Annotated in this window: 21 protein-coding genes; 8 read left to right on the top strand and 13 right to left on the bottom strand. The window is 65.8% G+C overall.

Going from position 1 to position 20,382, the window contains the following annotated elements; translation table 11 throughout:
* Positions 1 to 1,219: 1,219 nt before the first annotated feature.
* The 7 genes from gatB to ABIB00_RS15495 form a co-directional block, all read right to left on the bottom strand.
* Positions 1,220 to 2,698: an Asp-tRNA(Asn)/Glu-tRNA(Gln) amidotransferase subunit GatB gene (gene gatB, locus ABIB00_RS15465; RefSeq protein ID WP_354104937.1), complete on the bottom strand. Its 1,479-nt coding sequence runs from the start codon at positions 2,696 to 2,698 to the stop codon at positions 1,220 to 1,222.
* Entirely contained in the window at positions 2,695 to 2,997 is a 303-nt protein-coding gene (locus ABIB00_RS15470; protein ID WP_247340609.1) for a hypothetical protein, read from the bottom strand. Before ABIB00_RS15470 ends, gatB begins: the two co-directional genes overlap by 4 nt.
* Positions 2,988 to 4,463: an Asp-tRNA(Asn)/Glu-tRNA(Gln) amidotransferase subunit GatA gene (gatA, locus tag ABIB00_RS15475; RefSeq protein WP_247444297.1), complete on the bottom strand. Its 1,476-nt coding sequence runs from the start codon at positions 4,461 to 4,463 to the stop codon at positions 2,988 to 2,990. Before gatA ends, ABIB00_RS15470 begins: the two co-directional genes overlap by 10 nt.
* Entirely contained in the window at positions 4,460 to 4,672 is a 213-nt protein-coding gene (locus ABIB00_RS15480) for a hypothetical protein (RefSeq protein ID WP_007611210.1), read from the bottom strand. The genes gatA and ABIB00_RS15480 overlap by 4 nt, the downstream gene beginning before the upstream one ends.
* Positions 4,673 to 4,690: 18 nt before the next feature.
* Positions 4,691 to 4,978 carry an Asp-tRNA(Asn)/Glu-tRNA(Gln) amidotransferase subunit GatC gene (gene gatC, locus ABIB00_RS15485; protein WP_354104938.1) on the bottom strand — a complete coding sequence of 96 codons (288 nt, stop codon included), beginning with the start codon at positions 4,976 to 4,978 and terminating at the stop codon, positions 4,691 to 4,693.
* Positions 4,979 to 5,054: 76 nt separating this feature from the next.
* A complete protein-coding gene (locus ABIB00_RS15490; protein WP_354104939.1) occupies positions 5,055 to 6,131 on the bottom strand; it encodes an NAD(P)H-dependent flavin oxidoreductase in 1,077 nt (358 codons plus the stop codon).
* Between the two features lie 19 nt (positions 6,132 to 6,150).
* Positions 6,151 to 7,128, bottom strand: a complete 978-nt coding sequence (locus tag ABIB00_RS15495) for an NAD(P)H-dependent flavin oxidoreductase (RefSeq protein ID WP_354104940.1) — start codon at positions 7,126 to 7,128, stop codon at positions 6,151 to 6,153.
* A gap of 97 nt (positions 7,129 to 7,225) precedes the next feature.
* Between ABIB00_RS15495 and ABIB00_RS15500 the strand changes: the two genes are divergently transcribed.
* Positions 7,226 to 8,119 carry a LysR family transcriptional regulator gene (locus ABIB00_RS15500; protein WP_354104941.1) on the top strand — a complete coding sequence of 298 codons (894 nt, stop codon included), beginning with the start codon at positions 7,226 to 7,228 and terminating at the stop codon, positions 8,117 to 8,119.
* Here the strand turns inward: ABIB00_RS15500 and ABIB00_RS15505 are convergent.
* Positions 8,106 to 8,321, bottom strand: a complete 216-nt coding sequence (locus ABIB00_RS15505) for a hypothetical protein (RefSeq protein WP_354104942.1) — start codon at positions 8,319 to 8,321, stop codon at positions 8,106 to 8,108. The genes ABIB00_RS15500 and ABIB00_RS15505 overlap by 14 nt on opposite strands.
* A 47-nt stretch (positions 8,322 to 8,368) precedes the next feature.
* Here ABIB00_RS15505 and ruvX point away from each other — a divergent pair, with 47 nt between their 5' ends.
* Positions 8,369 to 8,860 (top strand): Holliday junction resolvase RuvX, encoded by a 492-nt coding sequence (gene ruvX / locus ABIB00_RS15510; RefSeq protein ID WP_247340622.1) that lies wholly within the window; start codon positions 8,369 to 8,371, stop codon positions 8,858 to 8,860.
* Between the two features lie 3 nt (positions 8,861 to 8,863).
* A complete protein-coding gene (locus tag ABIB00_RS15515) occupies positions 8,864 to 9,793 on the top strand; it encodes an AEC family transporter (protein WP_247340624.1) in 930 nt (309 codons plus the stop codon).
* Here ABIB00_RS15515 and ABIB00_RS15520 read toward each other — a convergent pair.
* From ABIB00_RS15520 to ABIB00_RS15530, 3 genes are all read right to left on the bottom strand, one after another.
* Positions 9,790 to 10,554, bottom strand: a complete 765-nt coding sequence (locus ABIB00_RS15520; RefSeq protein ID WP_354104943.1) for a CPBP family intramembrane glutamic endopeptidase — start codon at positions 10,552 to 10,554, stop codon at positions 9,790 to 9,792. The two genes, ABIB00_RS15515 and ABIB00_RS15520, sit on opposite strands and share 4 nt — an antisense overlap.
* Positions 10,555 to 10,678: 124 nt before the next feature.
* Positions 10,679 to 12,322 (bottom strand): acyl-CoA dehydrogenase family protein, encoded by a 1,644-nt coding sequence (locus tag ABIB00_RS15525; RefSeq protein WP_354104944.1) that lies wholly within the window; start codon positions 12,320 to 12,322, stop codon positions 10,679 to 10,681.
* 19 nt (positions 12,323 to 12,341) lie between these two features.
* Positions 12,342 to 13,100 carry a M15 family metallopeptidase gene (locus ABIB00_RS15530; RefSeq protein WP_354104945.1) on the bottom strand — a complete coding sequence of 253 codons (759 nt, stop codon included), beginning with the start codon at positions 13,098 to 13,100 and terminating at the stop codon, positions 12,342 to 12,344.
* A gap of 133 nt (positions 13,101 to 13,233) precedes the next feature.
* On the opposite strand from ABIB00_RS15530, the gene ABIB00_RS15535 reads away from it, so the two are divergent.
* From ABIB00_RS15535 to ABIB00_RS15550, 4 genes are all read left to right on the top strand, one after another.
* Positions 13,234 to 14,181 carry an aspartate carbamoyltransferase catalytic subunit gene (locus ABIB00_RS15535; RefSeq protein WP_354104946.1) on the top strand — a complete coding sequence of 316 codons (948 nt, stop codon included), beginning with the start codon at positions 13,234 to 13,236 and terminating at the stop codon, positions 14,179 to 14,181.
* Between the two features lie 5 nt (positions 14,182 to 14,186).
* The gene (locus ABIB00_RS15540; RefSeq protein WP_354104947.1) at positions 14,187 to 15,488 is read left to right on the top strand and encodes a dihydroorotase; all 1,302 of its coding nucleotides are present in this window, start codon (positions 14,187 to 14,189) and stop codon (positions 15,486 to 15,488) included.
* Positions 15,489 to 15,535: 47 nt separating this feature from the next.
* Positions 15,536 to 16,132 (top strand): glycerol-3-phosphate 1-O-acyltransferase PlsY, encoded by a 597-nt coding sequence (gene plsY / locus ABIB00_RS15545; RefSeq protein ID WP_354104978.1) that lies wholly within the window; start codon positions 15,536 to 15,538, stop codon positions 16,130 to 16,132.
* A gap of 147 nt (positions 16,133 to 16,279) precedes the next feature.
* On the top strand, positions 16,280 to 17,473 hold the full coding sequence (locus ABIB00_RS15550) for a patatin-like phospholipase family protein (protein WP_354104948.1): 1,194 nt from the start codon (positions 16,280 to 16,282) through the stop codon (positions 17,471 to 17,473).
* Here ABIB00_RS15550 and ABIB00_RS15555 read toward each other — a convergent pair.
* Positions 17,465 to 18,709, bottom strand: a complete 1,245-nt coding sequence (locus tag ABIB00_RS15555; protein ID WP_354104949.1) for an amidase — start codon at positions 18,707 to 18,709, stop codon at positions 17,465 to 17,467. The two genes, ABIB00_RS15550 and ABIB00_RS15555, sit on opposite strands and share 9 nt — an antisense overlap.
* 90 nt (positions 18,710 to 18,799) lie before the next feature.
* On the opposite strand from ABIB00_RS15555, the gene dprA reads away from it, so the two are divergent.
* A complete protein-coding gene (gene dprA / locus ABIB00_RS15560; RefSeq protein WP_354104950.1) occupies positions 18,800 to 19,942 on the top strand; it encodes a DNA-processing protein DprA in 1,143 nt (380 codons plus the stop codon).
* Here dprA and ABIB00_RS15565 read toward each other — a convergent pair.
* Positions 19,939 to 20,349, bottom strand: a complete 411-nt coding sequence (locus tag ABIB00_RS15565) for a winged helix-turn-helix transcriptional regulator (protein WP_354104951.1) — start codon at positions 20,347 to 20,349, stop codon at positions 19,939 to 19,941. The genes dprA and ABIB00_RS15565 overlap by 4 nt on opposite strands.
* Between the last annotated feature and the right edge of the window lie 33 nt (positions 20,350 to 20,382).

Below are 20,382 nucleotides of genomic sequence, written 5' to 3' on the forward strand. Positions count from 1 at the left end.
CACGGTGACGCGGGTCCTGTGGCGTCCCCGCCCGCTGTCGTCACCTGCATTCCAGAGACAGCAATTGTCCCACGGGAGGCCGCGGCGTACCGGATCGCCCGGGCGGGGCCCGGCGAAGACACCGCGAATGGAGAAGCGGCGCGGGAACAGCGTGCACTTGCGCCGCAGCCCTCGGCTGCCCGAGGCAGAGCGGCCAAGGCAGAGCAGCCACGTCAGCGCAGCCACGTCGCGGTCAGATCAGCAATGTCGGGATATGGGAATGCCGGCAATACCCCGGCCTCAAGAGAACGAGGGCGTCGGCGAACACGTCAGGACCAGATTTCACGTTGGCCCGAAGGCCGCCTGTGAAATTGCGGAGCTCCTTACGGAGAGCCGCACCGAACGAAGAAAACTTGTTTCTTCTGCCGGACCGGGCTTAGCGAGCGAACCCGCGAAGAGAACGATCCGACCGTTGACCTGATGTCTCGCCGACACCCTCTATCGTCGACCAGAACCTTTTGAGAGGCGCTGATGACGTGCCGGCTCTCTAGGAGCCGGCAACTTCAAAAAGCGAAGTTACTTCTTCTTCGCGACCTTGCGGGTCTTCTTCGCAGTCTTCTTCACTGCGGACTTCGCCTTCTTCGCCTTCTTCGCCTTCTTAGCTTTCTTGGCCATGTTGCCCTCCGATGTGTGAGATGGCTTAATCGCTGCATGCAGTCGGGGATCGAGTGCACACTCATCCCGAATACACCAACACAACGAAAAAAACAGCGTCTCGCTTAAAGAAGTGTTGACGAGCAAAGACGCGTGCGCTTGGCGAGCGCGATGCAAGCGCACTGCATGACGTGTGCTTGCGATCGCGGAGAGTGCCCGCCGCATCAGCTTCCGCGAGAGATGCAATTGCAGGAAACACTATGCAGCAAGTATTTTTCTGCACGCACACATCGCGCGCGATCGTCGCGACGACGCGCATCTCCAATCCCGCGACGGCCTCGCGAAGGCGCTTCGCGGACTCTGAGTCGCGACTTTTGGCAACGAAAATATTTTCATGATTAACGCCGCGAGCGCTCGTCAGAGCGTGTGCAAGCCGCCGTTTTGCGCGAATCGCGTGCGGCGATTCGGTCGGCGTATCGCGGTCGATCAGGATGAAGTTTGCCGCCGAGGATGCGCGCGAGCATCGCATCGCGAACCGAAAGCGAGGTGACGACGCGTGTCCGTCACCTCGTTCGAACGCGCGAAGTCAGATGCCGAGCTTGGACTTGAGCAGGTCGTTGACGCTCTGCGGGTTGGCTTTGCCGCCGGACGCCTTCATCACCTGACCGACGAACCAGCCGAGCGACTGCGGCTTGTCCTTGACCTGCGCGGCTTTGTCGGGATTGGCCGCGATGATGTCGTCGACCACCTTTTCGATCGCCGAAAGATCGGTCACCTGCTTCATGCCGCGGCTTTCGACCAGCGCGCGGGGATCGCCGCCCTCCTGCCAGACGATCTCGAACAGATCCTTGGCGATCTTGCCGGAGATGGTGCCCTCGCCGATCAGGTCGATGATCGCAGCCAACTGCTCGGCGCCAACCGGAGTGCCCGTAATATCCCGGCCTTCCTTGTTGAGACGGCCGAACAGCTCGTTGATGACCCAGTTCGCGGCGACCTTGCCGTCGCGCGCGCGGTTGGCGAGCTTCTCCAGCACGGTCTCGTAGAACACCGCGCTCTCGCGCTCGGCGACCAGCACGCTCGCGTCATAGGCCGACAGGCCGAGATCCGCGACGAAGCGCGTCTTCTTCTGGTCCGGAAGCTCCGGCAGCTTCGCCTTCAGCCCGTCGACGAACTCTTGGCTGAACTCCAGCGGCAAAAGGTCGGGATCGGGGAAGTAGCGATAGTCGTGCGCCTCTTCCTTGGACCGCATCGACCGCGTCTCGCCCTTGTTGGGGTCGTAGAGCCGGGTCTCCTGGTCGATCGCGCCGCCGTCCTCGAGGATTTCGATCTGGCGCCGCGCCTCGTACTCGATCGCCTGGCCGATGAAGGTGATCGAGTTCATGTTCTTGATTTCGCAGCGGGTGCCGAGCGGCGCGCCCGGCTTGCGCACGGAGACGTTGACGTCGGCGCGCAAGCTTCCCTTCTCCATGTCGCCGTCGCAGGTGCCGAGATAGCGCAGGATCGAGCGCAGCTTGGTCACATAGGCCTTGGCCTGCTCGGCATCGCGGATGTCCGGTTTTGATACGATCTCCATCAGCGCGACGCCGGAACGGTTGAGGTCGACATAGGACAGGGTTGGCGACTGGTCGTGCAGCGACTTGCCGGCGTCCTGCTCCAGATGCAGTCGCTCGATGCCGATGGTTGCGGTCTTGCCGCCGTCCAGTTCGACAACGACCTCGCCCTCGCCGACGATCGGCGACTTGTACTGGCTGATCTGGTAGCCCTGCGGCGAGTCCGGATAGAAATAGTTCTTGCGGTCGAACACCGAGCGCAGATTGATCTGCGCATTGAGGCCGAGCCCGGTGATGACAGCCTGCCTGACGCATTCCTCGTTGATGACGGGCAGCATGCCCGGCATCGCGGCGTCGACCAGCGATACGTGACTGTTCGGCTCGCCGCCGAACGCGGTCGAGGCGCCCGAGAACAGTTTTGAGTTCGACGTCACCTGGGCATGGATCTCCAGGCCGATGACCATCTCCCAGTCGCCGGTGGCGCCTTTGAGAAGCTTGTGCGTGGCCGTGCTCATGTCTTGCTCCCGAGCAGCGTGGCAGCGATCCGCTCCCACTCCGCCTGCAATGAATCCTTCGCCACCGGCTGGCCGGCCTGGCGATACCAATAGCCGGCATTGCCGAGGTCGCCCTCGACCCGGTGCAGATAGGCGTGCACCCAGGCGGCTTCGCGGCTGCCCTCGTCCTGAACGATCTTGTGCGCCTGGTCCCAGTCGCCCTTGGCGGCCCACCACAGGCCGGCGAGCGGCGCGCTGAGATCCGGCGCCGGCGCGGCGCCGTCGAGGCTGGCGATATACGCCGCCATATTCACCACCATTTCGCCGGCGTGAAGCGGCCGGCCGCCTGCTCGATCACCTCGCCGAGCGAGAACAGCGTCTCCTCGTCGAAGGGCCGGCCGATCAGCTGCAGGCCGAGCGGCAGGCCCTGCGCGTCCTTGCCGGCGGGCACCGCGATGCCGGGCAACCCCGCCATGTTCACGGTCACCGTGAAGATATCGTTGAGGTACATCTCGACGGGGTCGGCCCCACCCTTCTCGCCAATGCCGAAGGCCGCCGACGGCGTCGCTGGCGTCAGGATCGCGTCGACGCCCTTGGCGAAGCAGTCCTCGAAATCCTTCTTGATCAGCGTACGCACCTTCTGGGCGCGCAAATAGTAGGCGTCGTAATAGCCGGCCGAGAGCACGTAGGTACCGATCATGACGCGGCGCTTCACCTCCGCGCCAAAACCTTCAGCACGGGTGTTCTCGTAGAGTTCGTTGATATTCCTGCCCTGCTCGCGCAAACCGTAGCGCACGCCGTCGTAGCGCGCGAGGTTGGAGGACGCCTCCGCCGGCGCCACGATGTAATAGGCCGGCAGCGCGTACTTCGTATGCGGCAGCGATATCTCGACCAGCTCGGCGCCGGCCGCCTTCAGCCAGGCCGCGCCCGCTTCCCAAAGTTTTTCGATCTCGGCCGGCATGCCGTCGAGACGGTATTCCCTGGGAATGCCGATCTTCATGCCCTTCACGGACTTGCCGATCGCGGCCTCATAGTCCGGCACGGGGATATCGACCGAGGTCGTGTCCTTCGGATCGTGGCCGGCCATCGAGCGCAGCAGCATCGCGGCATCGCGCGTGCTGCGCGCGATCGGACCGGCCTGGTCGAGCGAGGAGGCAAAGGCGACGATGCCCCAGCGCGAGCAGCGGCCATAGGTCGGCTTGATGCCGACGGTCGCGGTGAACGCCGCCGGCTGACGGATCGAGCCGCCGGTATCGGTCGCGGTCGCGCCCATGCAGAGCAGCGCGGCCACCGCAGAGGCCGAGCCGCCGGACGAGCCGCCCGGCACCAGCGTCGTGTTGCTTCCGTCGCGCCGCCAGGGATTGCCGACCGGGCCGAAGCACGAGGTCTCGTTCGACGAGCCCATCGCGAACTCGTCATTGTTGAGCTTGCCCAGCATCACCGCGCCGTCGCGCCAGAGCTGCGAGGTGATGGTGGACTCGTAGGTCGGCACGAAATTGCCGAGGATTTTTGAACACGCCGTGGTGCGCACGCCCTTGGTCGCGAACAGGTCCTTGATGCCAAGTGGAATGCCGGCGAGCGGCCCCGCATCGCCTTTCCCGATCCTGGCATCCGCCTCGCGCGCCATTGTACGCGCCTGATCCGGCGTCTCCATGACGAAAGCATTGAGCACGCGCGCGGCTTCGATCGCGTTCAGATGCGCATCGGTCAGCTCGAGTGACGTGAAAGTCTTGGCCGCGAGGCCCTTGCGGGCTTCGGCGAGCGTCAGCGATGTCAAATCGGTCATTTATTGATCGGGCTGCAGAAGAATGGAGACAGGGACTTGTCGTTGGCCGGGTCGTCTTTCTTGGCGGCCGCTTTCGCAGCCGCCTCGATCTCGTCGAGCACGGCATTGACAGCGACGTTGGGGTCGGCAGCCTTGCCCTGCCTCTCCATCTTGTCGAGATAGTTCATGTAGGCCTGATAGGCCTTCTCGTCATCGCAAAGCATGCACATCGGACAGCGTCCTGAGAATTACTCGACCACTTTGGGCACAAGAAAGAAGTGACCTTCGGTCGCCGGCGCATTGGCAACGATATCGTCGGCGATCTCGCCGTCGTTGACCACGTCTTGCCGCTTCTTCATCTGCATCGGGGTGACCGAAGTCATGGGCTCCACGCCCTCGACATTGACCTCCGAGAGCTGTTCGACAAAGGCGAGCATGGCGTTCAGCTCGCCCTGCAGATGCGGAACCTCGCCTTCGGAAACAGCAATGCGCGCCAGATGCGCGATGCAGCGGACGGTAGCGGCGTCGACGGACATAATATAAGGCCTCTCACGGCAAAACCTATGTGCCGTATAGCAGAGGCCGCTTTTGCGCCGCAACCGGGGCTGGGGACTAGCCGGCCAGCGCCTTCATCCGGGCAAGTGCCGATCTGGCGAGATCCCGGGTCAATTCGGCCGCCGGGACCTCGCGGCCCAAGGCAATGGCCTGGCCAGCCCAGAGATTGGTGAAATCCACCCTGCCCTGCTTCTCGGCAGCCGCCTTCAGCGGTCCGAGCGCCGTTGCGGCATGGGGAAATGGCGGCGCATCCGGCGAGATCGGGCCGGCCTCGCGCATCAGACGGTTCTGGACGCCGCGCGCCGGCCGCCCGGTCATGACATTGGTGATGATGGTGGAATCGTCCCGTCCTTCGGCGAGCGCCGCGCGGGCCGCCGCACTGACCTTGGATTCCGGACAACGCAGATAGGCGCTCCCGATCTGCACGCCGGCCGCGCCGAGCGCAAACGCCGCCGCGATACCGCGGCCATCCGCAATGCCGCCGGCCGCAATCACTGGCACCTTCACCGCGTCGACCACCTGCGGCACCAGAGCAAAGGTGCCGGGCTGTTCCGAGATCTTGTCGGTCAGGAACATGCCGCGATGGCCGCCAGCCTCCGCACCTTGTGCGATCACCGCGTCAGCGCCGTGCTGCTCGAGCCAGACCGCCTCCCTCACCGTGGTCGCCGAGGCGATGACGAGACATCCTGCCGCCCTGACCCGCTTGAGCAGCGCGTCCTCGGGCAGGCCGAAATGGAAGCTGACGATCTCCGGCTTCAACTCCTCCACGACCTCGCAGAAGCCGGCGTCGAACGGTGCGCGGTTTGCGGCATTGATGGGTGCGGCGGGATCGAGGCCATGCTCGCTGTAGTAGCCCGCGAGGCGATGCTTCCAGCGCGCCTTCGCCTCTGCCGTGAGCTCGACCGGTGTATGGCAGAAGAAGTTCATGTTCACCGGCGCGGAGACGCGTTGCCGGATGATGTTGACCTGCTCGCGCGCCTTATCCGGCGACAGCATCGCGCTCGGCAGCGAACCCAGCGCCCCGCCTTGCGCGGCCGCGATCACCAGCTCCGCATCCATCACACCAGCCATCGGCGCCAGCACGATCGGAAATTCGGTCTTGAAGAGGTCGATCAATCGACGGTCAGGCCACATGGTTTTGCTCTCTCGTGGTTCAGGCAAGCGGTGCCATGGAATTACGCCGGCCGGTTAGCAGTTGCTCGGCCTCGGTCGCGATACGTTCGACGATCTCGGCGGCGGGCGGAATATCATGGATCAGGCCGACAGCCTCGCCGGCAAAGACCGCGGCGACCTCAAAATTGCCCGCGGCCCTTGCCGCAGCATACTCAACGGTCACCTCGGCCGCGCGCTGCATCAGCTCGATCTCGCGGCCGGTCCAGCGCCTGATATGATCGTTGACCAGCGTTCGCGCGGTGAACGGAGCCGGCCAGAACAGGCTGCGCGACCAGTCGACGATGACGCCGCGCACCGTGTCATTGGGATCAGCGTCGCGAATGCGCTGCTTCGCTTCCTCCGCACCGGCGGCCTCCACGCTCGCATAGAAGCGCGTTCCGATCAGCACGCCGGAGGCGCCCAGCATCATCATCGCCGCGAGCCCGCGGCCATCGGCAATTCCGCCGGCGGCAACGACCGGCACGCGCCCGGCCGCGAGATCGACGATAACAGGCACGATGTCGACGGTGGTGCGCGATGCGCCATGGCCGCCGGCTTCGGTGCCCTGCGCGATCAGGATGTCCGCACCTGCGTCGAGCGCCTGCTTCGCCATGTCCTCGCTCTGCACCTGGCAGATCAAGCGCGCCCCGCACGCCTTGATGCGCGCCGCAAACGGCGCGGGATCACCGAACGACAGCATGATCGCCTGCGGTTTGGCATCCAGCGCAACGTCGAGAAGTTCAGGTTGTTTTGCGAGGCTCCAGGTGATGAAGCCGATGCCGAATGGCGCAAACCCGCTTAATCTCTTTGCCTCGGCCTCGAGCCGGGCCCGGTCGCCATAGCCGCCACCCAAAATCCCGAAACCGCCGGCTTCGCTGACGGCCCGCGTCAGCCGGCTGCCCGCGATCGTATCCATCGGCGCCAACAGGATCGGATGCGTGAGTCCCAGCAGCTGGGTCAGCGATGTCACGATCGGCATGGTCTCCCTCCCGGCTGGACACGGACACTAGGCTTGAATAACATTCTGGAAAAATGATTTCCAGTGAACGCAACCATCTCAAAAGCGAAACGATACGATGGAACTCAGCGACATCCAGACCTTTGCGGCGGTTGCCCGCACCGGCGGCATCACCCGCGCCGCGGAAGAGCTCAACACCGTGCAGTCCAACGTCACCCAGCGAGTGAAGGCGCTGGAAGCCGAGATCGGCACACCGCTATTCGAGCGGCACAGCCGCGGCATGACGCTGACGAGCGCGGGCAAGCGCCTTTTGCCTTACGCACAGCGGATGGCCGCATTGTCACGCGAAGCTGTGCTTGCCGCCCGCGACGACGGCGAGCCGAAGGGACCGCTTGCGATCGGCTCGATGGAAACCACCGCGGCGGTGCGGTTGCCGCCATTGCTCGCGGACTTTCATCGCCGCTTTCCTGCCGTCCGGCTGAGCCTGCGTACCGCGCCCACCGCCGACCTCGTCGCGAGCGTGCTCGAAGGCACGCTCGACGGCGCCTTCGTCGCGGGTCCGATTGCGCATGCCGATCTCACCGCGACAAGCGCGTTCCGCGAAGAGCTCGTGCTGGTCAGCGCGCGGCGCTGGGCCACGCTTGCCGAGCTACGCGCCGGCACGCCGGAGTCCGGCCCGACCGCGCTGGTGTTCCGCAGCGGCTGCACCTATCGGCAGCGGCTCGAACAGATTTTTGTCGAGTTCGGCTGGCCGTCAGCCGCACGCTTCGAGCTCGGCACGCTCGACGGCATGATCGGCTGTGTCGCCGCCGACATGGGCGTGACGCTGCTGCCGCGTGCCGTCGTCGAACGCAGCGCGATCAACGGCAGCGTGACGATCCACGCGCTCGGCGCCTTGCATGCGCGCGTCGAAACCCTCTTCATCCAGCGCCGCGCCGGGCATCAAACCAGCGCGCTGAACGGGTTTTCCGCCGCCTGCCTGAAGAAAAACGACGACGTCATCGCTGCCTGAGACGCCATCGCCGCAGCGCCACGACCGCCCAGATCGCCTCGACCACGCCGAACGGCCAGGCCCCTTGCAGGAAGCCGTAAGCCGAACCGAGCACGCAGGACATCGCGAACAGCAGCACGAACCAGTGGCTGCGGTCTTCCAGGGCGTAAGTGACCAGCATCGCCGTCACGGCGAACAGGCCAAATAGTGTCAGCGCATCCATTGTTTCGGGTTCACTCCGTAGCGCGACGCGTGATATGCGCTAATCCCATGCCGGCTCTTATCCTGCCTCTCGTCGATGCTGCAACCCACTGGCCCGAACGCGGCGGGTTGGTCGGGCTCGATCTGGGTACCAAGACCATCGGCGTTGCCGTCTCCAATCCGGACCGCCGGCTCGCTACCGGCGTCGAGACGATCCAGCGCAAGGCCTTCAAACAGGATGCCGCCCGGCTGCTCGCGATTGCCGGTGAACGCAAGGCCGTCGGCTTCGTGCTCGGCCTGCCCATCAACATGGACGGCAGCGAGGGCCCGCGCGCGCAATCGACCAGGGCGTTTGCCCGCAACCTCGCCGGCCTGACCGCGCTGCCCATCGGCCTCTGGGACGAGCGTCTGTCGACCGCCGCGGTCGAACGCGAACTGATCGGCATGGACGTCAGCCGCGCCAAGCGCGCCGAGGTGATCGACGAGCACGCCGCGATCTTCATCCTGCAAGGCGCGCTCGACCGGCTCGCCAATCTGCGCGCAGCGCCGGGGCCTGACTGATCCATGGCCGTCGTGATCGCGGCGCTCCTCCCGGTCTTTATCCTCATCGTGCTCGGCGTCGTGCTGAAGCGCACCCTGATGCGGCTCGACACGCAATGGCACGGGCTGGAGCGGCTGACCTATTTCGTGCTGTTTCCGATGCTGCTGATCCAGACGCTGGTGAAGGCCGACCTGTCCAGGGTCCCAGTCGCCGGCGTCGGCGGCGCGTTGCTGCTGTCGGCGCTCGCGATGTCGCTGCTCTGCCTCGCGCTCCGCCCGGCTCTCGCGCGGCTCGACATCGACGGTCCCGCCTTCACCTCGATCTTCCAGGGCGCTACCCGCTGGCAGACTTATGTCGCACTCTCCGTCTCCGCCAACATGTTCGGCGATGTCGGGCTGGCCCTCGCCTCGGTCGCTATGGTCGCGATCATCCCGCTGGTCAACGTGTTCAGCGTCGCGGTGCTGGCCCATTACGCCGCGCCGGAAAAGCAGTCTGCCCGCGCGATCGTAATGACGCTGGTCCGCAATCCCCTGATCTGGGCCTGCGTGATCGGCCTCGTTATCAACGTCGGCCATCTGCCGCTGCCAAAAATCTGGCACGAGGTCGCAGATGCGCTCGGCCGCTCCTCGCTCGCCATCGGCCTGCTCGTCACCGGTGCCGGCCTGCAGCTCAAAGGCCTGCTCCGCCCGAGCGTCGGCGCGACGATCGGCGTAACGTTCAAGCTGGTGCTGATGCCCGTGCTCGCGCTGGCGCTTGCCGTCTGGTTCGGGCTAGCAGGCACCAACCTCGCGATCATCGCGATCTGCGCGGCGGTGCCGACCTCGCCCAGCGCCTACGTGCTGGCCCGCCAGATGGGCGGCGACGCGCCATTGCTGGCGCAGATCATCACGCTGCAAACGATCCTGGCGGCAATCACCATGCCGATCGCGATCGCGATCGCGCTGGTGGCCTAGCTCCCCAGCCACATCGTCAGCACCACCGCCGTCAAATTGTTCAGCGCATGCAGCACGATCGTGAGCCAGAGCGAGCTGCTGCGGTAGCGCATGTAGCCGAACCACAGGCCGATGGAGAAGACCTCGGCGAGGAAGTACATGTCGTATTGCAGATGCACCGCCGTCCACACCAGCGACGACAGGACGATCGCGCCGGGCACGCGCAGGAAGCTCGCCGACCAGCCGCGGTAGAGGAATCCGCGCGCCAAAACCTCCTCGGACATCGGCGCTGCCACGCTGAAGGCGAATAGCAGGAAGAAGGCTGCGCCCTTGTCGCGGCCGGATTTCAGCAGATCGGTCATGAAGCCCGGCGTCGCCTCGCGGCCGAGGCTCCGCGACATCGTCTCCCAGGCCACCACGATCAGGACAAGCCCGACGGCGCCGAACAGGAGTTGCTTCCAGGACGACCAATGCAGCGCGAGATAATCGGCGAAAGCGGCCTTCTTGATGCGGATGGCCAGCCACACCGCGGCCAGCGTCGCCGGCAGGCCCATGGTCACCGACAGCGCAAGCGCCTGCGGCTCGCGGCCGACGAGCTGAAGCGAGGCGAGGTCCATCGGCAGGCCACGCTGCGCCACCAGCAGAACGATGGCGCCGATCTGCCCGACGAACATCGCGACGAAGATGAGCAGGCCCCACAGCGCCGTGCCCAGGAACTTCCAGACGCGCGGCGTCGCAAGGGTCACGGTAAGCGGCGGATGGTCGGGATTGAGGGAGTCCATTAGGGGCTTTCGTTAGAAGCAGTCTATCGAGCGACCGTCATGCCCGGGACGTAGGTGAACGGAAGCGACGCCGTCCTTCGGACGGATGTGCCGGCCATGACGATGTGGTTCCAGCATGCCCCGTTCAAGGCAGCGCCCGCTCCAGCAGTGCACGCATCTCACCGCTCTCCAGCTCCACCGCGCCATACATGCTGGCGTGGTTGGCCGCGAGCCGAGTGACGGCGAACAGCTCGGCATGGCGGGGCGACACAGCGTTGAGCGCGGCGGCTGCGGCAAGTAGGGCCAGCTTCTCGACCGCAAGCCGCGCGACGCGCTCGCCGTCCGCCCGGCGGAAGCTCTCGCCGATGAAAGTGATCGCCTCGCCTGCTCCGGACAAGCCCTTCGTCTCAGCCGCAAGTCCTTGCAGCACCGCCATCGCCGCATCCGCCTCGCGCGAGAGCGCGCGCAGCACGTCGAGGCACATCACATTGCCCGAGCCTTCCCAGATCGCGTTGACCGGCGACTCCCGGTAGTGACGTGCCAGAATGCCGTCCTCGACATAGCCATTGCCGCCGAGGCACTCCATCGCCTCGTAGAGAAACGCCGGCGCGCTCTTGCAGGTCCAGTATTTGATCGCGGGCGTGAGCAGCCGCATATAGGCGGCGTCGGCCGCATCGTGCAGCGTGCGGTCGAAGGCGCGGCAGAGCCGCATAATCAGCGCGACGCTCGCCTCGACATGCAGCGCCATGTCCGACAGCACCGCCTGCATCAAGGGCTGATCGGCAAGATGCTTCTGGAACACACTGCGGTGACGGGTGTGATGCAGCGCGTGCGCGAGCCCCGAACGCATCAGGCCGACGGAGGCGATTGCGCAATCCTGGCGCGTGAGCTGCACCATCTGGATGATGGTGCGGATGCCCTTGCCCTCCTCGCCGACGGCTTCCGCATAGGCGCCGACGAACTCGACCTCGGACGAGGCATTGGAGCGGTTGCCGAGCTTGTCCTTCAGACGCTGGAACTGGATCGCGTTGATCGAGCCATCAGGTGCAAACCGGGGCATGAAGAAGCAGGTCAGCCCCTGCTCCGCCTGCGCCAGCACCAGGAACGCATCGCACATCGGCGCCGACATGAACCATTTGTGGCCGGTGATGCGATAGGCATCCCCATCGCGCACCGCCCGCGTCATGTTGGCGCGCACGTCGGTGCCGCCCTGCTTCTCGGTCATTCCCATGCCGAGCGTGATGCCGCGCTTGTCCCACCACGGCGCGAAGGCGGGATCATAGCTCTTCGTCGACAGCACCGGCATCACCTTGCCGAGCAGATCCGGCTGCATCACCAGCGCCGCGACGGAGGCGCGCGTCATCGTGATCGGACAAAGATGCCCTGTCTCGACTTGCGCGGCGATGTAGAATTTTGCCGCACGAATGACCTCGGCGGCATCGCCCGTAGGCTTTCCATCCGTCGTCCACGTCGAATTGTGCAGGCCGGCATGCGCGCTGTGCGCCATCAGCTCGTGATAGGCGGGATGAAACTCGACCTGGTCGCGGCGGTTGCCCTTGGAATCGAAGGTCCGCAGCTTCGGCGTGTTCTCGTTCGCGACGCGCCCGCGGTCCGCCATCGCGGCCGAGCCCCAATGCCTCCCGAACTCCGACAGCGCCCGTTCCGCCGCCGCGCCGCCATTGGCCTTCACCGCCTCGACTAGCGGCCGATCCATGGCGAACAGGTCGACGTCCTCGAGCGGCGGCGACTGGTTGAAAACCTCGTGAGTCGCGAAGCTGGGCTGGGTCATCTTGTTTCTCGGCGCGGGATCAGTTCCGCCGCGGCGGAATCGGGAAATCATAGGCCGCTCCACCCGTCCCCGGCAGGGAAAAATGCCACCACTCCTTCGAATAGTTCACAAAGCCTTGCTTCGCCATCGCAGCCACCAGCCGCCTGCGCCAGGCGCGCTGGTCCGGATTGATCGACGGTGCGGCGGTGTGCCCTTTCACGTCGGTGCAGTCATAGCCCGTGCCCATGTCGACGCTGCCTTCCGGCAGCCGCGCCTCGACCGGCGCCGTGCAATCGGCATAGCTTTTTGACGGGTCGTATCTGCCCGAATTGTCGGCTTTGAGATCGACCAGGGTGAGATCGAGCGCCGCGCCGGTGGAATGCTGCGAGCGGCTCGCGATGTAGCCGAGGCGGAACAGCTCCGTCTTGGGAATTTTGGGATTGTAGCGCCGCTCGGCGGCGGTCTCGTGGCCGTTCTGCGACCAGCTGACCATGTCGAGCGAGGCCCGCGCCGGCCGGTAGCAGTCGAACATCTTCAGCGAGAGATTTTGCCCCGCCAGTTCCTGCTGAACCGCCTTCAGCCGCAGCCCCACCTCACGCTTCACCACGCATTCACCGGCGCCATAGCCGGCCAGCTGACGGCCGACGAAATTGTTCGAGGTGGCGTAGCGGATGTCCTGGACGATGCTGGCGTCGATGTCGCGCAAATAGACGAAACCGCCGGGAAGCGATTGGGCGTAGGCGGATGAGATTGAGGCGACCGTTAAAAGTACAATCAAAATCAGGCTAGCGGAGCGCATTGAAACTTCCCTCGTTCCGGGTTCGATGCTTCGCATCGCCCCGGAATGCCAGCAAGACAGATCAGGGGATAAGTCACCGGTTCGGCTTTGGCCCTTGCCCCCTCAGCCATCCCCGCCTATAGCTCTCGTTTTAATGACATCGAAATCGACCTTCGTCCTCGGCCACCGGCATTTGCTGGGCATCGAGGGCCTTTCCGCGGCCGACATCACCGGCCTCCTCGACCTGTCCGAAGAATATGTCGAGGTCAACCGCCAGGTTGACAAGAAGCGCACCGTCCTGCGTGGACGGACGCAGGTGAACCTCTTCTTCGAGGCTTCCACCCGGACCCAATCCTCGTTCGAGCTCGCCGGCAAACGGCTGGGCGCCGATGTCATGAATATGTCGGTGTCCTCTTCGTCCATGAAAAAGGGCGAGACGCTGATCGACACCGCGGTGACGCTGAACGCCATGCACCCGGATATCCTGGTGGTCCGGCATCACGCCTCCGGCGCGGTGGAACTGCTGGCCCGCAAGGTCGACGGTTCCGTGGTCAATGCCGGCGACGGCGCCCATGAGCATCCGACGCAAGCGCTGCTGGATGGCCTCACCATCCGCCGCAACAAGGGCCGCATCGAAGGCCTCGTCGTCGCGATCTGCGGCGACGTGCTGCATTCGCGCGTCGCCCGCTCCAACATCATCCTGCTCAACACCATGGGCGCGCGCGTCCGTGTCGTCGCCCCCTCGACGCTGCTGCCGCCGGGGCTCGAACGGATGGGGGTTGAGGTTGCGCGCGACATGCGCGAGGGACTCAACGGCGCGGACATCGTCATGATGCTGCGGCTGCAGCGCGAGCGCATGAACGGCTCCTTCGTGCCTTCCTCCTCCGAATACTTCCATTATTTCGGGCTGGACCAGAAGAAGCTGGCCTACGCAAAACCCGATGCGCTGGTGATGCATCCCGGCCCCATGAACCGGGGCGTCGAGATCGACACGGCGGTCGCCGACGGCGCACAGTCCCTGATCCGCGAACAGGTGGAGATGGGGGTCGCCGTGCGCATGGCCGTGCTGGAAGCGCTCGCCCGTAACCTTCCGAACGCGTGATGCCCATGTTGATCGATCGACGACCCATTCTGCTTGCCAATGCCCGCGTCGTCGATCCCTCCAGGGATTTTGACGGCATCGGCGACGTCCTGATCGCCGACGGCACCATCCGCGAGACCCGCCGCGGCATTGGAGCTGCCGGCGTCCCGGAAGGCACCGACATCGTCAACTGCTCCGGCAAGATCGTGGCACCCGGCCTGATCGACATGCGCGCCTTTGTCGGCGAACCCGGCTTCAGCCATCGCGAGACGTTTGCTTCGGCGAGCCAGGCGGCGGCGACCGGGGGCGTCACCACCATCATCTGCCAGCCCGAGACCGAGCCTGTCATCGACAATTCAGCGACCGTCGACTTCGTGATGCGCCGCGCCCGCGACACCGCAATCGTCAACATCCTGCCGATGGCGGCGCTCACCAAGGGCATGCACGGCGAGGAGATGACCGAGTTCGGTCTCCTGAAGGCCGCAGGAGCGGTCGCCTTCAGCGACAGTGACAGGAGCGTCACCAACGCGCAGGTGATGCGCTGGGCGCTGACCTACGCGCGCGATTTCGACGCGCTGATCGTGCATTATACCGAAGACCCCAAGCTGGTCGGCGAAGGCGTGATGAACGAGGGCGAGTTCGCCACGAGGCTCGGCCTGATGGGCATCCCAAACGCGGCGGAGGCCGTGATGCTGGAACGCGACATGCGCCTCGTCGCGCTTACCGGCGGTCGCTATCACGCGGCTTCGCTGTCCTGCACGGATTCGCTCGACGTCCTGAAACGCGCCCGCGATGCCGGGCTCCCCGTCACCGCGTCGGTCTCGATCAACCACCTCGCGCTGAACGAGAACGACATCGGGCCCTACCGGACATTCCTGAAGCTGTCGCCCCCGCTGCGCACGGAGGACGACCGCCGCGCGCTGGTCGCAGCTGTCGCCTCCGGCCTCCTCGACGTCATCATGTCCGACCACAATCCGCAGGACGTCGAGGGCAAGCGCCTGCCGTTCGCGGAAGCCGCTCCCGGTGCCGTCGGGCTCGAGACCATGCTGCCAGCGGGCTTGCGGCTCGTGCATAATGGCGAGCTGGAATTGAAGACGCTGATCCGGGCGATGTCGACCCGACCGGCCGAGATCCTGGGCTTGCCTGGCGGAACCCTGCGCACAGGTGCCCCGGCCGACGTCATCGTGATCGACCCCGATGTCCCCTGGGTGGTCGATCCCGCCGACCTCAAATCGCCCTGCAAGAACACGCCGTTCGACGAGGCCCGCTTTACAGGCCGCGTGGTGCGCACCATTGTCGGCGGACGGACGGTGTACGAGCATGTCTGACGTGCGGAGCTGCAGCCATGGGATCTTCAGACATGGGATTTTCAGACATGGGGCTTGAATTGTTTCTGCCGGTGGCTTTCGTCATCGGCTACCTGCTCGGCTCGATTCCGTTCGGGCTGATTCTGACCAGGCTCGGCGGTACACAGGATCTGCGCTCGATCGGCTCCGGCAGCATCGGCGCCACCAACGTGCTGCGCACGGGGCGCAAGGGCCTTGCCGCGGCAACCCTGCTGTTCGACGCGCTCAAGGGCACCGCGGCCGTGGTGATCGCCGGTTACATCGCGGGTCCCAATGCCGCGATGCTGGCCGGGCTCGGCGCCTTCCTCGGCCATCTCTTCCCGGTCTGGCTCAAGTTCAAGGGCGGCAAGGGCGTCGCCGTCTATATCGGCATCCTGCTCGGCCTGATCTGGCCGGCAGCGGTGGTGTTCTGCCTGCTCTGGCTCGCCACCGCAGCCACGACCCGCTACTCATCGCTCTCGGCGCTGGTGGCGGCTTTCATCACGCCGATGTTCCTGTGGTGGTTCGGCCAGCCTGCATTGTCTGCGCTATCAGCCGTGCTGACGCTGCTGCTGTTCTACGCGCATCGCGAGAACATCAAGCGGCTACAATCGGGCAAGGAAAGCCGCATCGGCGAGAAGGCCTGAGCCGGGCATCTACGGATACCGAGCCGGCCCCCTTCTGCATTATGTCCCAAATGCTGTTCGCAACTTGCCGCCGAATCACGGCTGTATGGTGGAACGGGTTCCTGGCCTGGCCCTGATCATGGGCATGGCTCTACGCGGTTGCTCAGAATGAGCGAGAAAATTGTCGGCGCGCACGTTGAAGGTGGCTTGCAGGGCACGGCGGCAAGCCGGCTGCTCTCGATGACGGACATCTGGTCCGGTGCGCCCTCGCGGTTTCCTGCTCCCAAGCCTGTGTCCGTTTCGCCACCGGCGCCGCAGCCTGCTCGCATCGCGCAAGCTCCTCTGACGGTTGAGGCCGTGATCGCGGCCGCACCAGTTGCGCCGGCGCGGCCCCGCGCCAACCCATGGCCGCCGCAGAAAGTGTCGCTGGCGCTCCAGGGCGGCGGCACCTTCGCCGCCTTCACCTGGGGCGTGCTGGAGCGACTGCTGGAAGAGCCATCCATCGCGATCGACACCATCAGCGGCGCCAGCGCCGGCGCCATCAACGCGCTGCTGCTCGCCTCCGGTTTCGCCGAGGGCGGCCGTGAAGGCGCGCGCGCGCGGCTGAACCGGTTCTGGATCCGGCTGATGCACGAGGCCTCGTTCCGATCGCTGATGCTGATCGGCGGCTTCTCGCCGGCGGGAAGCTCGGTCGCGTTCGGTCCGACGCTGCGCTCCGGCCAGTTCGATCCGTTCGATCTCGATCCGCTGCGGCAGGCGCTGTCGCGCGACATCAACTTTTCCGCCTTGCGCGACGCGCGTTGCCCGAAGCTTCTGATCGCGGCGACGCGGATCCGCGACGGGCAGCAGCAGATTTTTCGCAATGACGCGATCACCGCCGACGTCGCGCTGGCCTCGACCTGTCCGCCGCTGGTTCACTGCGCCGTGGAGATCGACGGCGAGGCCTATTGGGACGGCGGCCTCGGCGGCAATCCGCCGCTGCTGCGGCTCGTGCAGGACACGACAAGCTCCGAAATCCTGCTCGTCCAGGTCACGCCGGCGCGCGACAGCTACGTGCCGATCACGCTCGCCGCGATCGACCGCCGGCTCGACCAGATCGCGGCCAATGCCGCCCTCAATGCCGAGATCGCGGCAATCGAATGGACGCAATCGCACGCGGCACCTTCGCTGCGGCTCTCCAGGATCGCCGCGGAAGATTTCGTCGACGGTCTGGCGCAGCGCTCATCCACCGATCTCGGCCGCGGCTTCATTCGCGCGCTGCACCGGAGCGGGCGCGAGGCCGCGGAGCGCTGGCTCGGGCAAGGCGCGACAGGCGCGGAGGCCAAACGCGCTCGTCCCGCACCTGAGCCGGCGCTAGCCTGATTTCGTCAACGCGTTCTCCAGGAACCACGCGGCAGCAAGCGCGCCGGGATCGTTGCCGAATCGCGCGATCACCTGCACGCCGATCGGCAAGCCCGCGACCTTGTGCACCGGCACGTTGACGCAAGGATTGCCCATCAGCGTCCAGAGCCTGTTGTAGCGGGGGTCGCCGGTGGAGGCGAGGTCCTTGGCCGGCGGCGCGCCCGGCGCCGAATAGGTGAGCAGCACGTCGACGCCCTCGAACAATTCACTGACCTCGCGGCGGCCGCGGCGGCTGATCCGGCGTGCGTCGTCGTAGTCCTTCGGCGTCAGGCCGACGGTCGCATCGAGGCTGGCGCGCAGCATCGGCGCGATCTCGTCGTGATGCTCCGAAAACTCCCAGGCGAGCGCGCGATGCGCCTCGAAATCCTGGATGATCGGATGGACGCGCCAGGCCTCCTGTACCGCCTCCGGCAGATCGATGGTCTTCACGCTGGCGCCGGCCTTCTCGGCGGCCTTGATCGCGGCTTGCAGCCCCTCTTCGGCCGCCGGCTCCACGGCGCCGGCAAACTCCTGCCTGACCACGCCGATGCGCGGCGCCTTCGCCGCGACGATGCCGGAGAATTCGGTGCGGCCGGTCATCGCCAGCAATCCGCGCGCGAGATCTTCCGCGTGCGCCCCGAACAGGCCGACCGTGTCGAGCGCCCACGAATAGCATTTGACGCCGACCGTCGGCAGCATCCGGAACGACGGCTTGATCGCAGCAGCCCCGCAATAGGCCGCAGGCCGGATCACCGAGCCGCCGGTCTGCGTGCCCAGCGCCAGCGGGATCATGCCGGCACCGACGGCCGCGGCCGAACCGGAGGACGAGCCGCCCGGCGTATGGCCGAGATTGTGCGGATTGAGCGTCGGGGTCGGATCGCGCGAGGCGAATGCCGTGGTCGTGGTCTTGCCGATGATGGTGGCGCCCGCCCGCTTCAGCATCATCACGACAGGCGCGTCCGCGCGCGGCTGCCAGCCGCGATAGATCTCCGAGCCCATCTCGGTCGGGAAATCGGCGGTGTCGATGATGTCCTTGATCCCGACCGCGATGCCGCGCAGCGGACCGGAGGCTTGCGCCTGCGCAGACTTGTCGTGACGGACGAAGGCGTGGACCTCCTTCTCCCGGACCTCGATCGCCGCGTGCGATTGCGCGATGGCGGCCTCGGGCGAAAGCTCGCCGGCTTCGATGCGGCGCTGGAGATCGGCGAGTGAGATCATGGCAATACCCTTCTTATTGCCATCGCTTTTAGCATCGCGACGAGACCGCGCAAGCGCACGTCACTGTTGCCCACGCCCTCAGGTTGTTCCATGCTGCGCCTGCAAGGAGCCGCCGTGGACGCCATCAATCCCAGCGTGGAGCTGACCGAGGCCGACAGGCTCGACCGCCTGCGGCTGATCCGCTCCGACAATATCGGGCCGCGCACCTTCCGTTCGCTGGTCAATCATTTCGGCACGGCCCGCGCGGCGCTGGAGCGGCTGCCTGATCTCGCAAGCCGTGGTGGCGCGCAGCGTTCGGCGCGCATCTGCAGCGCCGACGAGGCGAAGGCCGAGCTTGCCGCAAGCCGCAGGTTCGGCATCGCCTGGCTCGCGCCCGGCGAGGATGGTTATCCGACCCGGCTCGCAACGCTCGACGATGCACCGCCGCTGCTCGCCGTGCGCGGCGACAGTGCAACGTTAATGCGGCCGATCATCGCCATCGTCGGCTCGCGCAACGCCTCGGGCGCTGGACTGAAATTCGCCGGTCAGCTTGCCCGCGAGCTTGGCGAGGCCGGCTTTATCATCATCTCGGGGCTCGCCCGCGGCGTCGACCAGGCCGCGCATCGCGCCAGCGTCGAAAGCGGCACGATCGCGGTGCTCGCCGGCGGACATGATTGCATCTACCCGCCCGAGCACGGCGATTTGCTGGCCTCGATCCTCGACCACGAAGGCGCGGCGATTTCCGAGATGCCGCTCGGCCACGAGCCGCGCGCCCGCGACTTTCCCCGCCGCAACCGGCTGATCTCGGGCGCAGCGCTCGGCGTGGTCGTGGTGGAGGCGGCGCACCGCTCGGGCTCGCTGATCACCGCACGCATGGCGGCCGAACAGGGTCGCGAAGTGTTCGCAGTGCCCGGCTCGCCGCTCGATCCGCGCGCCGCCGGCACCAATGATCTGATCAAGCAGGGCGCGACGCTCGTCACCGAAGCCGCCGACGTCGTCAACGCGATCCAGCCGATCATGGAGCGGCCGCTGATGCATCCGGCGAGAGAACCCGACAGCGAGCCGTTCGAGAGCGATCCGCAAGGGCACGACCGCGACCAGATCACCGGCCTGCTCGGCCCCACTCCTGTCACGATCGACGATCTCGTACGGATGTCGGGCGCCTCGCCCGCGATCGTGCGCATCGTGCTCCTGGAGCTGGAGCTCGCCGGCCGGCTCGAGCGTCACGGCGGTGGTCTGGTGTCGCTGCTTTAGGTTTCGTTGCGCTGATCGAAACGCGTCCTTGCAGCCTCGATTTGCGCCAGATGGTCCATCGCCCATTTGCCGAGTGCCTCGACGGGCTGCGACAGCCCGCGGCCGAGATCGGTCAGCTCGTAGTCCACGCGCGGCGGAATGGTCGGAAAGATCGTGCGCGTGACGAGGCCGTCGCGCTCCAGCCCGCGCAGCGTCAAGGTCAGCATCCGCTGCGAGATGCCGTTGATCATGCGCTTGAGCTCGTTGAAGCGCCTCGGCCCATCGCCGAGCATCATGATCACGAACACGCTCCATTTGTCGCCGACGCGGGACAGCACGGAGGCGACCCCGCGGCAGTCCGCATGGGTGGGATCCGGCCTCGGTGAGGCAGGCAAATCAATGTGTGCAGGTTTCAGGGATGTGCCCATGGCTCAAAAAAGTGCGTTCTTGCGGGGGGTTCG

This window comes from Bradyrhizobium sp. LB14.3 (assembly GCF_040547985.1).
In the GTDB taxonomy this organism is placed as follows: Bacteria; Pseudomonadota; Alphaproteobacteria; order Rhizobiales; family Xanthobacteraceae; genus Bradyrhizobium.

Coding starts and splice junctions, on each gene's coding strand:
- plsY (WP_354104978.1), top strand. CDS start 15,536: ATGGGGCTTGAATTGTTTCTGCCGGTGGCTTTCGTCATCGGCTACCTG.
- ABIB00_RS15505 (WP_354104942.1), bottom strand. CDS start 8,321: ATGGATGCGCTGACACTATTTGGCCTGTTCGCCGTGACGGCGATGCTG.
- ABIB00_RS15515 (WP_247340624.1), top strand. CDS start 8,864: ATGGCCGTCGTGATCGCGGCGCTCCTCCCGGTCTTTATCCTCATCGTG.
- gatA (WP_247444297.1), bottom strand. CDS start 4,463: ATGACCGATTTGACATCGCTGACGCTCGCCGAAGCCCGCAAGGGCCTC.
- gatC (WP_354104938.1), bottom strand. CDS start 4,978: ATGTCCGTCGACGCCGCTACCGTCCGCTGCATCGCGCATCTGGCGCGC.
- ABIB00_RS15470 (WP_247340609.1), bottom strand. CDS start 2,997: ATGGTGGTGAATATGGCGGCGTATATCGCCAGCCTCGACGGCGCCGCG.
- ruvX (WP_247340622.1), top strand. CDS start 8,369: ATGCCGGCTCTTATCCTGCCTCTCGTCGATGCTGCAACCCACTGGCCC.
- gatB (WP_354104937.1), bottom strand. CDS start 2,698: ATGAGCACGGCCACGCACAAGCTTCTCAAAGGCGCCACCGGCGACTGG.
- ABIB00_RS15540 (WP_354104947.1), top strand. CDS start 14,187: ATGTTGATCGATCGACGACCCATTCTGCTTGCCAATGCCCGCGTCGTC.
- ABIB00_RS15480 (WP_007611210.1), bottom strand. CDS start 4,672: ATGTGCATGCTTTGCGATGACGAGAAGGCCTATCAGGCCTACATGAAC.
- dprA (WP_354104950.1), top strand. CDS start 18,800: ATGCTGCGCCTGCAAGGAGCCGCCGTGGACGCCATCAATCCCAGCGTG.
- ABIB00_RS15525 (WP_354104944.1), bottom strand. CDS start 12,322: ATGACCCAGCCCAGCTTCGCGACTCACGAGGTTTTCAACCAGTCGCCG.
- ABIB00_RS15565 (WP_354104951.1), bottom strand. CDS start 20,349: ATGGGCACATCCCTGAAACCTGCACACATTGATTTGCCTGCCTCACCG.
- ABIB00_RS15530 (WP_354104945.1), bottom strand. CDS start 13,100: ATGCGCTCCGCTAGCCTGATTTTGATTGTACTTTTAACGGTCGCCTCA.
- ABIB00_RS15535 (WP_354104946.1), top strand. CDS start 13,234: ATGACATCGAAATCGACCTTCGTCCTCGGCCACCGGCATTTGCTGGGC.
- ABIB00_RS15495 (WP_354104940.1), bottom strand. CDS start 7,128: ATGCCGATCGTGACATCGCTGACCCAGCTGCTGGGACTCACGCATCCG.
- ABIB00_RS15490 (WP_354104939.1), bottom strand. CDS start 6,131: ATGTGGCCTGACCGTCGATTGATCGACCTCTTCAAGACCGAATTTCCG.
- ABIB00_RS15520 (WP_354104943.1), bottom strand. CDS start 10,554: ATGGACTCCCTCAATCCCGACCATCCGCCGCTTACCGTGACCCTTGCG.
- ABIB00_RS15555 (WP_354104949.1), bottom strand. CDS start 18,709: ATGATCTCACTCGCCGATCTCCAGCGCCGCATCGAAGCCGGCGAGCTT.
- ABIB00_RS15500 (WP_354104941.1), top strand. CDS start 7,226: ATGGAACTCAGCGACATCCAGACCTTTGCGGCGGTTGCCCGCACCGGC.
- ABIB00_RS15550 (WP_354104948.1), top strand. CDS start 16,280: ATGAGCGAGAAAATTGTCGGCGCGCACGTTGAAGGTGGCTTGCAGGGC.